Origin of the sequence: Leuconostoc sp. DB-1 (genome assembly GCF_013414845.1) — a bacterium.
GTDB lineage: Bacteria > Bacillota > Bacilli > Lactobacillales > Lactobacillaceae > Leuconostoc > Leuconostoc mesenteroides.
This window is the reverse complement of the sequence record NZ_JABFNJ010000001.1, coordinates 1,950,960-1,962,969: the sequence shown is the minus strand read 5'-3', so window position 1 is coordinate 1,962,969 and position 12,010 is coordinate 1,950,960. Positions and strand designations below refer to the sequence as shown.

General features: G+C 39.9%; 19 protein-coding genes. All 19 read right to left on the bottom strand.

Translation table 11 applies throughout. The features are described 5' to 3' along the window. Positions 1 to 100 precede the first annotated feature (100 nt). The 19 genes from rplE to HFP47_RS09700 all read right to left on the bottom strand — a co-directional run bounded on the left by rplE (position 101) and on the right by HFP47_RS09700 (position 11,953). Complete coding sequence (gene rplE / locus HFP47_RS09790; RefSeq protein ID WP_002816024.1) at positions 101 to 643, bottom strand: 50S ribosomal protein L5; 543 nt, start codon at positions 641 to 643, stop codon at positions 101 to 103. Between the two features lie 23 nt (positions 644 to 666). Next, positions 667 to 975: a 50S ribosomal protein L24 gene (gene rplX, locus HFP47_RS09785; RefSeq protein WP_011679135.1), complete on the bottom strand. Its 309-nt coding sequence runs from the start codon at positions 973 to 975 to the stop codon at positions 667 to 669. A gap of 23 nt (positions 976 to 998) precedes the next feature. Further along, positions 999 to 1,367: a 50S ribosomal protein L14 gene (rplN, locus tag HFP47_RS09780; protein WP_002816026.1), complete on the bottom strand. Its 369-nt coding sequence runs from the start codon at positions 1,365 to 1,367 to the stop codon at positions 999 to 1,001. A 48-nt stretch (positions 1,368 to 1,415) separates the two neighbouring features. Beyond that, positions 1,416 to 1,682, bottom strand: coding sequence for a 30S ribosomal protein S17 (gene rpsQ, locus HFP47_RS09775; protein WP_002816027.1), 267 nt, complete (start codon positions 1,680 to 1,682; stop codon positions 1,416 to 1,418). Between the two features lie 22 nt (positions 1,683 to 1,704). Next, positions 1,705 to 1,911 carry a 50S ribosomal protein L29 gene (rpmC, locus tag HFP47_RS09770; RefSeq protein ID WP_002816028.1) on the bottom strand — a complete coding sequence of 69 codons (207 nt, stop codon included), beginning with the start codon at positions 1,909 to 1,911 and terminating at the stop codon, positions 1,705 to 1,707. After that, complete coding sequence (gene rplP / locus HFP47_RS09765; RefSeq protein ID WP_002816029.1) at positions 1,911 to 2,324, bottom strand: 50S ribosomal protein L16; 414 nt, start codon at positions 2,322 to 2,324, stop codon at positions 1,911 to 1,913. The genes rpmC and rplP overlap by 1 nt, the downstream gene beginning before the upstream one ends. Positions 2,325 to 2,338: 14 nt before the next feature. Further along, positions 2,339 to 3,010, bottom strand: coding sequence for a 30S ribosomal protein S3 (gene rpsC / locus HFP47_RS09760; protein WP_002816031.1), 672 nt, complete (start codon positions 3,008 to 3,010; stop codon positions 2,339 to 2,341). Beyond that, entirely contained in the window at positions 3,010 to 3,366 is a 357-nt protein-coding gene (rplV, locus tag HFP47_RS09755) for a 50S ribosomal protein L22 (RefSeq protein WP_002816032.1), read from the bottom strand. The genes rpsC and rplV overlap by 1 nt, the downstream gene beginning before the upstream one ends. A 14-nt stretch (positions 3,367 to 3,380) precedes the next feature. Next, complete coding sequence (gene rpsS, locus HFP47_RS09750; RefSeq protein ID WP_002816034.1) at positions 3,381 to 3,659, bottom strand: 30S ribosomal protein S19; 279 nt, start codon at positions 3,657 to 3,659, stop codon at positions 3,381 to 3,383. Between the two features lie 17 nt (positions 3,660 to 3,676). Further along, positions 3,677 to 4,510 carry a 50S ribosomal protein L2 gene (gene rplB / locus HFP47_RS09745; protein WP_002816035.1) on the bottom strand — a complete coding sequence of 278 codons (834 nt, stop codon included), beginning with the start codon at positions 4,508 to 4,510 and terminating at the stop codon, positions 3,677 to 3,679. A 21-nt stretch (positions 4,511 to 4,531) separates the two neighbouring features. After that, positions 4,532 to 4,819: a 50S ribosomal protein L23 gene (rplW, locus tag HFP47_RS09740; RefSeq protein WP_002816036.1), complete on the bottom strand. Its 288-nt coding sequence runs from the start codon at positions 4,817 to 4,819 to the stop codon at positions 4,532 to 4,534. Further along, on the bottom strand, positions 4,819 to 5,442 hold the full coding sequence (gene rplD / locus HFP47_RS09735) for a 50S ribosomal protein L4 (RefSeq protein WP_011679134.1): 624 nt from the start codon (positions 5,440 to 5,442) through the stop codon (positions 4,819 to 4,821). Before rplD ends, rplW begins: the two co-directional genes overlap by 1 nt. 32 nt (positions 5,443 to 5,474) lie before the next feature. After that, positions 5,475 to 6,161, bottom strand: a complete 687-nt coding sequence (rplC, locus tag HFP47_RS09730) for a 50S ribosomal protein L3 (RefSeq protein WP_011679133.1) — start codon at positions 6,159 to 6,161, stop codon at positions 5,475 to 5,477. Between the two features lie 73 nt (positions 6,162 to 6,234). Continuing rightward, complete coding sequence (rpsJ, locus tag HFP47_RS09725) at positions 6,235 to 6,543, bottom strand: 30S ribosomal protein S10 (RefSeq protein ID WP_002816040.1); 309 nt, start codon at positions 6,541 to 6,543, stop codon at positions 6,235 to 6,237. A 296-nt stretch (positions 6,544 to 6,839) separates the two neighbouring features. Then, positions 6,840 to 7,919, bottom strand: coding sequence for an ABC transporter substrate-binding protein (locus HFP47_RS09720; protein ID WP_011679132.1), 1,080 nt, complete (start codon positions 7,917 to 7,919; stop codon positions 6,840 to 6,842). 1 nt (position 7,920) lies between these two features. Next, positions 7,921 to 8,751, bottom strand: coding sequence for an ABC transporter permease (locus HFP47_RS09715; RefSeq protein WP_011679131.1), 831 nt, complete (start codon positions 8,749 to 8,751; stop codon positions 7,921 to 7,923). Between the two features lie 13 nt (positions 8,752 to 8,764). After that, the gene (locus HFP47_RS09710; protein WP_179876379.1) at positions 8,765 to 9,586 is read right to left on the bottom strand and encodes an ABC transporter permease; all 822 of its coding nucleotides are present in this window, start codon (positions 9,584 to 9,586) and stop codon (positions 8,765 to 8,767) included. Further along, entirely contained in the window at positions 9,573 to 10,679 is a 1,107-nt protein-coding gene (locus tag HFP47_RS10975) for an ABC transporter ATP-binding protein (protein ID WP_011679129.1), read from the bottom strand. The genes HFP47_RS09710 and HFP47_RS10975 overlap by 14 nt, the downstream gene beginning before the upstream one ends. Before the next feature lie 80 nt (positions 10,680 to 10,759). Continuing rightward, positions 10,760 to 11,953 (bottom strand): MFS transporter, encoded by a 1,194-nt coding sequence (locus HFP47_RS09700; RefSeq protein ID WP_011679128.1) that lies wholly within the window; start codon positions 11,951 to 11,953, stop codon positions 10,760 to 10,762. Positions 11,954 to 12,010 lie beyond the last annotated feature (57 nt).

Here is a 12,010-nt window from a genome sequence, read left to right as displayed (position 1 = left end):
TCATGCAAAATGACACGCTCTTAACTATTATAGACTATTTCTGTCAATAACAGTTAAAAACGCGTCACTCATTTAGAGCAACAACATTTTTATTTACCAATTACTTAGCAAATGGCATTCCCATTTGTGTTAACAACTCACGACCTTCTTCGTCGTTTTGCGCTGTCGTAACAATAACAATGTCCAAACCACGTACGCGGTTAACTTTGTCAAAGTCAATTTCAGGGAAAATTAATTGTTCACGAATACCCAGTGTATAGTTACCACGGCCATCAAAGGCCTTTGATGATACACCACGGAAATCACGAACACGAGGTAATGAAATGTTGATCAACTTGTCTAAAAAGTCATACATACGTTCTCCACGTAGTGTAACCTTTGTTCCGATTGACATACCTTCACGCAAACGGAACCCAGCGATTGACTTCTTTGCCTTTGTGATAACTGGTTGTTGACCAGCAATCAACTTCAATTCTTCAACCGCTTCATCCAAGTTCTTTGAGTTTGAAACCGCATCACCAACACCCATATTCAAGACGATCTTATCAATCTTTGGGGCTTGCATTGATGACTTAAAGTTAAACTTTTCGATCAAAGCAGGTTGAACTTCATTAACATATTTTTCTTTTAAAGCATTAGCCATGAAAATGATTTCACCTTTCGATATTAGCCTAGTACATTACCAGACTTTTTAGATACGCGAATTTTCTTGCCGTCTTCCACTTTGAATCCAACACGCGTTGGTTCGTTAGTTGAAGGGTCAAGCAATTGCACGTTAGAAACATGGATTGGTGCTTCGATATCGATAACACCACCTTGTGGATATTCGTTAGAAGGCTTTTGATGCTTCTTAACGATGTTCACGCCTTCGACAACGACGCGATCTTTTCCAGCAACAGTCTTAGTGATTGTGCCTTCTTTTCCCTTATCTTTGCCGGCAATGACGCGAACCTTATCACCTGTTTTTACAAACATGATTTGGCTCCTCCTTGTCAGTATTAGAGCACTTCTGGTGCCAATGAAACGATACGCATATAGTCGTTGTCACGCAATTCACGTGCAACCGGACCAAAAATACGTGTACCTACTGGTGACTTGTCGTCCTTCACGATAACAGCGGCGTTTTCATCAAAATTGATGTATGAGCCATCTGCACGACGAACGTCAGAAACAGTACGAACGATAACAGCCTTAATGACGTCACCCTTCTTTACGTTACCACCAGGGATAGCTTGCTTAACTGTAGCAACAATCATGTCACCTACACCAGCAAACTTACGGCCTGAACCACCGAGCACTTTAATCGTCAAGATTTCACGTGCGCCAGAGTTGTCAGCCACTTTTAAACGACTCTCTTGTTGAATCATGGTTCTTCCTCCTTGTTAGCAATTAATTACGACGTTTTGGGTAGAGCATTAAAGAATAACAGCCTCTTCAACGATCTTAACCAAACGGAAGTGCTTAGTTGCAGACAAAGGACGTGTTTCCATGATTTGAACAATATCGCCTTGTTTGGCAGCATTGTTTTCATCGTGGGCCTTGAACTTCTTTGTGTACTTGACACGCTTACCGTAGACATCATGTGTCAAATAAGTATCAACAGCAACAGTAATTGTCTTGTTCATCTTATCTGAAACAACTCGTCCTTGGTAAACCTTACGAGTATTACGTTCTTCACTCATTTTTCAGCTTCTTCCTTTCGTCTTATTTGTTGGCGTTTGCCAATTCTTGTGCACGAATAACTGTCTTAACTCGTGCAATGTCCTTACGAACTTGTGCGATACGCGCCGTGTTTTCTAGTTGACCAGTAGCCAATTGAAAACGTAGGTTGAATAATTCTTCCTTGAATTCGGCTTCGCGCTTTTGCAAATCCGCAAGTGACAATTCTTTCAATTCACTTGCTTTAGCCATTATTCAGCCTCCCGAGCAATAATCTTTGTACGTACAGGCAACTTGTGTTGTGCCAAACGTAATGCTTCACGAGCAGTTGCTTCAGGAACACCTGCAACTTCAAACATTACCTTGCCACGCTTAACTGGTTCAACCCAACCTTCGGGTGCACCTTTACCGTTACCCATTCGAACACCGACACCTTTAGATGTATATGACTTATGAGGGAAGATTTTAATCCAAACCTTACCACCACGCTTCATATAACGTGTCATTGCAATACGAGCAGCTTCAATTTGACGGTTAGTAATCCAACTTGAAGTTGTTGCTTGCAAGCCAAAATCACCGAATGTTACCGTCTTGCCACCTTTTGCTTCGCCACGCATGTGACCACGGTGTACACGACGGAACTTAACACGCTTTGGTACTAACATGTTTGCTTCCCTCCTTACTTACTGTTCTTTTTTTGTGGCAATACATCACCACGGTAAATCCAAGTCTTGATACCCAAGTTTCCATAAGCAGTCATTGCTTCATCCCATGAGTAATCGATATCGGCACGTAAAGTATGCAAAGGCACTGTACCTTCAGTATATTGTTCAATACGTGCAATATCAGCACCATTCAAACGACCTGAAACCATAACCTTGATACCCTTAGCACCTGAACGAGTGGCACGTTGGATAGCACCACGCATGGCGCGACGGAAAGCCACACGGCGTTCCAAATCACCAGCGATTTGTTGTCCAACCAAATGTGCACTCAAATCCGGCTTTTTGATTTCTACGATGTTAATAAAGACGCGCTTTGAGCGACCTTTTTCATCTGTGTCTGTCAACTTTGCCAATTGTGTACGAAGCTTTTCAACTTCTGAACCACCCTTACCAATAACCATTCCTGGCTTGGCAGTTTGGATAGAAACGTCAACACGTGACTTGGTTGTACGTTCAATTTCAATGCGATCAACTGAGGCATCTGCTAAGTTTTTCTCGATATACTTACGAATACGCAAGTCTTCGTGAAGTTGGTTAGCATAGTCAGCCTTGTCAGCAAACCACTTTGCATCCCAGTCGCGAATAACGCCGACACGGAATCCAGTAGGGTTAATCTTTTGACCCATTACTTTGCCTCCTTCTCAGCAACCACAATTGTTAGGTGGCTTGTACGCTTGTTAATAGGTGAAGCAGAACCTTTAGCACGAGGGCGGAAACGCTTAAGCGTTGGTCCTTCGTTAGCAAAGGCTTCCTTCACAATAAGATCTTCTCGGTCTAATGAGAAGTTATTTTCAGCATTAGCAACTGCTGAGTTCAAAACCTTGTAAATATCTTCAGTAGAAGTATTAGGTAGGAACTTCAAAATTGCGTATGCTTCGTTAACGCTCTTACGGCGAATAGTGTCAAGAACTAAGCGTGCCTTACGTGGGGCAACGCGAACGATCTTAGCAGTCGCACGAGCTGATGTAACTTGTTCAGCCATTTTTCACTTCCTCCTTATTTACCAGTCTTTTTATCGTCGTTCTTGTGTCCCTTGAACGTACGAGTTGGTACGAATTCACCTAACTTGTGTCCGACCATATCTTCTTGCACATAAACTGGAACGTGCTTGCGACCATCATAAACGGCAATTGTAAAGCCGATGAAGCTTGGGAAGATTGTTGAACGACGTGACCAAGTCTTGATCACTGATTTCTTTTCAGAATCAACTTGCGCTTCAATCTTCTTAAGCAAGTGTGGGTCCGCAAATGGTCCCTTTTTTAAACTACGAGCCATTAGTTGTCTCCTTTCCCTTACTTACTCTTACGACCGCGAACGATAAACTTTGTTGAAGCCTTCTTCTTATCGCGAGTCTTCTTACCGGCAGTCTTCTTACCCCATGGTGACATAGGACTTGGACGACCAACTGGTGCTTTACCTTCACCACCACCGTGTGGATGGTCGTTAGGGTTCATAACTGATCCACGAACGTGTGGACGCTTTCCACGCCAACGGTTACGACCAGCTTTACCCCAGTTAATCAATGAATGCTCAGCATTACCAACTTCACCGATTGTTGCACGGTTTGTAGCTAATACCAAACGAACTTCACCTGAAGTCAAACGAACGATGATATATTTACCATCACGTCCCAAAATTTGTGCTGATGCACCAGCTGAACGAGCCAATTGTCCACCCTTACCAGGCTTCAATTCGATATTGTGAATCAAAGTACCTTCAGGAATAGCACTCAATGGCAAGGCATTGCCGGGCTTAATGTCGGCATCAGGACCAGATTGAACTTTGTCGCCAACCTTCAATCCCTTTGGCGCCAAGATATATGACTTGATACCATCTTCGTATACTAACAAAGCAATGTTAGCAGTACGATTTGGATCATATTCGATAGCTTTTACAGTAGCTGTCTTGTCATCTTTAGTACGCTTGAAGTCTACGATACGGTAGGCTTGCTTATGTCCACCAGCATGGTGGCGAACTGTCATACGACCAGATGCATTACGTGCACCAGTCTTTGACTTTTTGGCCAACAAACTCTTTTCGGGCGTTGTCTTCGTGATTTCAGCGAAATCTGAAGTCGTCATATTACGACGTCCGGCAGAAGTTGGCTTATAACTCTTGATAGCCAATGTCTTATCCTCCTATTTAGATTAACCTTCGTTAAAGATTTGAATATCTTTTGAATCTTTTGACAACGTAACGGTTGCCTTCTTTAATTTACGTGTGTAACCAACATAACGGCCTTGGCGCTTTTTCTTGCCACGAACGTTCGCTGTGTTTAAACCAGAAACTTTAACTTCAAAGATTTCTTCGATAGCTTTTTTAATTTCAGGCTTTGTTGCGCGCGTATCAACTTCGAAGACATAACGCTTACGTTCTGTTTGCGCCATTGAAGCTTCGGTGATGATAGGGCGACGGATAATATCGCGTGCATCCATTAGGCAAGACCTCCTTGGATTTCTTCGATTGATGATTGAACAATCACCAGCTTATCTGCATTAACAACATCAAGCACGTTGATACCCTTTGTTGTCATAACTTGAACATTAGCCAAGTTACGTGCTGACAAGATTGCGTTTTCGTTGTCTTCATCAACAACTACTAATGTCTTTTTATCAGCTGACAAGTTTGCCAAAACTTTCTTAAAGTCTTGTGTTTTTGGTGCTTCAAATGACAAAGCATCAACAACTACCAACTTGTTATCAGCGACTTTTTGTGACAAAACTGACTTTAATGCCAATTGATATGCCTTACGGTTAATACGGTAAGCATATGAACGTGGTGAAGGTCCGAAAACAATTCCACCACCACGGAACTGAGGTTCACGAATTGAACCGGCACGTGCACGACCAGTACCCTTTTGCTTCCAAGGCTTACGTCCACCACCAGAAACCGCAGAACGATTCTTAACAGCATGTGTACCTTGACGCAATGATGCGCGTTGCATCAATACTGCATCAGTAATAACGGCGTTGTTAGGTTCGATGGCGAATACTGCGTCATTTAATTCAATTTCTGCAGCTTGACTACCATCTTGCTTTAATACAGCAACTTTAGTCATGATTGATTGTTCTCCTTTCTATATAATTTATATTAAGCTTCTTCTGAGTTAGTAGCAGATGCAGATGCATTAGCCATCTTAACTTCAGGATGCTTTGCGTTTACTTTTACAGTTGATTTGACTGTCAAAAGTGATTTGTTAGCACCAGGTACGTTACCCTTCAAAAGCAACAAATTGTTTTCAACATCAACATGAACAATGGCAATATTTTGCATTGTTCGCTTATTATTACCCATACGTCCTGGCAAAAGCTTACCCTTGAAAACGCGGTTAATAATAGCACCCATTGAACCTGGGCGACGGTGGTAACGAGAACCGTGAGTCATAGGACCACGAGACTGTCCCAAACGCTTGATAGCACCTTGGAAACCATGTCCCTTCGTGATTCCTGTTACGTCGACGTATTCGCCCGCTTGGAATGTGTCAACCTTAATCTCATCCCCAACGTTAAATTCGTCTCCCGCATTGCGGATTTCACGAACGTAGCGCTTAGGGGCCGTATTTGCTTTTGAAGCATGGCCTTGTTCAGGTTTGTTTGACAAAACTGTGCGCTTGTCTTGGTAACCAAGTTGAATAGCACTGTATCCGTCTGTTTCTGCATTTTTTACTTGCAAAACGACGTTTGGTGTTGCTTCAACAGCAGTCACGGCGATCAATTCACCAGATTCTGTAAAAACCTGAGTCATACCGACTTTGCGGCCTAAGATACCTTTAGTCATGACTAATCTCCTTAAATATTTTTCTTATTTTAATTTTGCCTCAATGAGGCATGAAAGTTATATCCGTTATGGATTACAACTTGATTTCAATTGCAACACCTGATGGCAATTCAAGCTTACGCAATGCGTCAACTGTCTTGTCAGTAGGGTTCACAATGTCGATCAAACGCTTGTGCGTACGCATTTCAAATTGCTCACGGCTATCCTTATGCTTATGTGGTGAACGTAAAATTGTATATAATGTACGTTCAGTTGGTAGCGGAATAGGACCAGCAATTTCTGCGCCCGTACGCTTGGCCGTTTCAACAATCTTTTCTGCTGATTGGTCCAAGATACGGTGTTCGTATGCCTTCAAACGGATACGGATCTTCTTTTGTGCCATTATTTCATGCCTCCTCGTTGATTTTGTAAATCAGCTAACTTCGATTAAAAACCGACAACACTGCTTGTGTTTTGCGCGCCCATGGCAACGCGGCCGCGCGTGTCGCAACCTTAATCATCATCGCTAAACATTGATACACTAGGCTTTCGGTAGGGTTTTACTACTACTGTTCCAAAAGCGTACTTAAATATAATAACAGAAAAACCCTTGCAAGGCAAGGGTTTTGTTCTTTTAATTTAAAAATGTTTATTACCCTCTTTCAATAAATTTCCACAACTAAATCTACTAACTTTATTTCATCGCTGCGTCATCTTAAACTCTAAGAATGCATCATTATACTTCTCTGTCCATTTTTGTCCTAAATCATCATATGTTTGTAAATTTCGGACTGTTTTTTCATCTGGATAAAACTGTTTATCTTCCCGAATTGATTTTGGTAATAACGACAACGCCTTCTTATTTGGTGTAGCATAACCAATATACTCTGCATTTTGAGCAGCGTTTTTCGGTTCACTCATGAAATTCAAAAATGCATATGCTGCTGCTTTATGTTTAGCATTTTTTGGCATCACAATGTTGTCAAACCACAAATTCGATCCCTCATTAGGTACAACATAATGCAAATGAGAATTTTTGTCCATTGCTTCTGCAGCTTCACCAGAATAGGTGACGGCTATTGCAGCTTCATCCTGAGCCATATACATTTTAATCTCGTCAGCAATAATCGCTTTGACATTCGGCATCAAGGTTGTTAGTTTTCCTTGTGCTGCAGCTAAATCAGCTACCGATTTATTATTCACGGACTTCCCTTGTGTAATTAAAGTGATACCCAAAACATCTCTTGCTGAATCAATTAACATGATTTGATTTTTAAACTTTGATGACCAAAGATCATCCCAATGTTGAATGTCTTTGGCTTTGACATATTTATCATTGTAAATAATGCCAAGTGTACCCCAAAAGTAGGGAACCGAATATTTATTGCCTTTATCAAAAGATTGATTTAGAAAACGACTATCGTAATTATTCAAACCAGTTAATTTACTATGGTCAAGTGGTAATAGTAAATTATCTGCTTTCATTTTTTCAATCATATATTCTGAAGGCACTGCTAAGTCGTACGATGTACTGCCTTGCTTAACTTTCATATACATCGCTTCGTTTGAATCAAAAGTTTCATAACTAACTTTATAGCCAGTTTCTTTGGTAAATTTTTTTAATAAGGCAGGATCAATATAATCTCCCCAGTTATATAAATTCAAAACTTTGCCGCTCTTGTCCCCCGTGCCTGTCTGTGCCGAAAAATAATGCTGCGCACTAATGAGTAAAGCAACAACAATTAATATCCCCACTACACTGGATAATAATTTTTTCATCTTACAGTCCCTCCGTAGCTGGCATTACAAGGTTTGTTCCGCCGCGCTTTTTGCCTTTAGAAGATCTGTTGGAAATAAAATAATAGATTAATACTAATAGTAATGAAACCAAAAACATCATGGCCGATAACGCATTGATTTCTAAACTAACCCCTTGGCGCGCACGGGAATATATTTCAACTGACAAAGTTGAAAAACCATTTCCTGTTACAAAGAACGTCACTGCAAAGTCGTCCAGTGAGTAAGTAAACGCCATAAAAAATCCCGCTAAAATTCCCGGTGATATAACTGGTAATACTACCCTAGACAACATCTGTAAATTATTGGCACCAAGATCCTTGGCTGCGGTGACTAAATAAGGATTCATCTCCTGTAAACGAGGTAATACCATCAAAACAACAATCGGTATACTAAAAGCAATATGCGAAAGTAGAACGGAAGTAAAACCGAGTGTAAAACCAACAACGGTAAATAGAATTAAAAATGAGGCGCCAATAATAACATCCGGAGAAACAAGTAAAATATTATTAAGTGACAAGAAAATATTTTTCGCCAATTGATGACGTTGATTATAGATATATAGGGCCCCTGCTGTGCCAATTATACTAGCCAGTAGTGAAGATAATAACGCAACCAGAAATGTGTTAACCACAATCTCTAAAATTCTTGTGTCGACAAAGAGCTCGGTGTAATGCTTCAACGAAAAGCCATCCCATCCTTGCATAACATCTCCTGCATTAAAGGAGTAAATAATCAAAAAGAAAATAGGTAAGTACAACAAAACAAATACAAACACTAAATACAAATTAGACCATCTAAATTTTTTATGCATGATTAGCCATACCTCACTTTCTTAGATTTTTACGTGCACGATCACGTGTCAGCAGCATTGTAGCAATCATTGCAGCAATCAAAACTACGCCAATCGTTGAACCAATTTGCCAATTTTGTGTGACCAAGAAGTGCTCTTCAATTGCGGTTCCTAGGGTAATCACTCGATTACCTCCAATCAAGCGTGTAATCATAAATAATGACAAACTAGGAATAAACACTGCCTGAATACCGGCCTTAACACCTGGCATCGACAATGGGAAGATAACGTAGCGGAGTGTCTGCCACTTATTAGCACCCAAATCGTGGCTAGCCTGAGAAAGTCTTGAATCAATCTCCGCTAACGAATTAAAAATGGGTAAAATCATAAAAGGAATTTCGATATACACCGCTACCAGCAAAAAACTCCAGTCCGAAAATAAGAGCTGTTGGGGCGCAATGCCCCAAAGTGAAATGAAATTATTCACAGTCCCAGTCTTGGACAATAGTCCAATAAAAGCATACGTTTTTAACAGTAAATTAATCCATGTAGGCAATATGACTAACAATAGCCAGAACTGTTTTTGTTTCAGTTGATTCAATAAATAGGCAGTTGGGTAACTAATCACTAAAGTAATCACTGTTATCAAAAATGCGTACCATACTGAGTTGAAGGTCATTCGCAAATATGTTCCACTGCCAAAATAGGCCGCATAATTGCTAAATGTGAAATGTCCACTAGCAGTAGTAAATGACTGAAATAACATTAGTATCAATGGCGCAATAACAAATAGTAATAGCCAGATGCCATAAGGAATAATATAAAATATTTGACGTTGTTGTTTAGATTTCATCATCGTCCTCATAACTTTCCAGACGCGCATCAAAATCGTCCTCAGACTCATTAAATCGCATAATGTGGATATCCTCAGGATCAAATGTCAAACCTACTCTAGCACCAATTATTGCCGAATTTGTTGCCTGAACTTGCCATTCATTGCCATCATCATCTCTAGCCGTAATTTCATAGTAGTCTCCTCTAAATGACTGGTCTTCAATAGTAACGACTAATTTACCATTTTCAATGGACGTCAAATCTAAGTCCTCAGGTCGTAACACTACTTCAACTCTCTCGTTGGGGCGCATTCCTGCATCAACATTTTCAAAATCTTTACCCACAAAATGGACCACATAATCTTCCTTCATGATGCCATCAACAATATTGCTCTCACCAATAAAATCAGCAACAAAGTGATTGATTGGTTCATCATAAATATCTTCTGGTGAACCATTTTGTTGAATTACACCATCATTCATAACAAATATCCAATCAGACATAGCCAATGCTTCTTCTTGGTCATGTGTCACGAAAACAAAAGTAATCCCTAAGCGCTGTTGAATTTCTCGAAGTTCATATTGCATACTTTTACGTAGCTTGTAGTCTAAAGCTGACAAAGGCTCATCAAGTAATAAAACCTCTGGGTCATTAGCCAAAGCACGCGCAATCGCAACGCGTTGCTGTTGCCCTCCTGATAACTCATCAATCTCGCGATCAACAAAATCACTTAACTTGACCAAATTAAGCATTTCTTTCACTTTGTTCTTAATTTCCGTCTTATTCATTCCTTTTAAAGTTGGACCGAAAGCAACGTTATCAAAAACATTCATATTTGGAAATAATGCATAGTTTTGGAATACGGTATTCACTTTTCTCTTTTCCGCAGGTACATCATTAACACGTTGACCTTCAAAAGATATATCTCCTGAGTCAGCCGTTAGCTGTCCAGAAATCAGTTTCAAGATAGTTGATTTTCCTGAACCAGATGGTCCAAGTAAAGTATAAAATTTACCAGCTTCTATCTCTAAATCAACATTATTTAAAACATGTGTATCTCCAAAAGACAAATCTACTTGATTAAAAGCAATAATTGGTACTTGTTTCTCACTCACTTGCTCACCCTCGAATCTTTTCAATAGAATACATTTTACACTAATTATAAAAACAAAAAAAGCGCGATGACTTGCGCTTTTTAATCCAAAATTTTATCTTGATTTTCCACAATTAATATTGCAACTGTCATCAGAATAAATAAGATAATTAACATAATAATTTGCGGAATCCAAGAATGAAACCAACCATATGCATAACCAAATAACAGTGGCCCAGTTGCAGCTAATAAATAGCCACCGCTTTGTGCCATGCCAGACAGCCGTGCTGTTTGTTCTGCATTACTAGTTTTTAGACTAAACGTTGTCATTAAGTATGGGAATAATGCTGATGTGCCAACCCCGATTAATAGATTAACGATCAGCCAATAGGTAAACGTTCCTTGCGGGAAAAGTAACAACATATATCCTAAAGTGCCCAATATTGAGAACATCCCCACTAGCCACTGCCGTTGCCCACTATCAAGTCTGGCAACAATTGATGGAATAAACAAAGCAAATGGCAGACCAATCAATGAATTCAAGCCAGCAAACAGGCTGGCCGTAGAAGCCGACAAACCGGTCTGCACTGCCATCGTTGGTCCCCAGGCTAATAGAATATAAAACATAATTGACTGTACACCACTAAAAAACAACAATAGCCAAGCATACTTATTTCGCCAAATACTGGGTTTCAAAACATTCTCAGATTTTGTTTTAACAGTTGTTTGATTATTATGAACAAAATTTTGATTAGGTAACCAAACAAGTAATGCGATTATTAGTAAAACTGTTAACAAAATTATAAATGTATGCCAACCAGTTACAGCAGTAATAGGTGCCGATAACGCAGCCCCTATAGCAGTCGCTAGCATCATACTAAATGTAAATATCGAAGTCATAAAACCAACTTTTTGTGGGAAATACGTTCGAATCACACTAGGCAATAAAACGTTCATATGTGCAATTGCAACTCCTATGCATGCCGTACCAATGTAGAGAAGCGGTGTATTTAAGATTCGAATGAACGAACCAATAATAAGCAATCCAAGCATGAGTGTGAAAGCACGTTCTAACCCCAACTTTTGTGCTACCTTTGGCGCAAAAACTGAAAAAATGGCGAACGCCAATAAAGGTATCGTTGTTAAGATTCCTAGACTAGAAACCGGTACATGCAATGAACGCGCAATATTCCCCAATATCGGTGGAATAGACGTGAAGGGTAAGCGTAAAACCATTCCCACAACAATTATCCCGGGTACTAAAAATTTACTATGATTTTTATTATTTTTCAGCATTTTACTTTTTCCTATTAAAACGGCGTCACTCAATATGAGTGACGCCGTTTATACTGA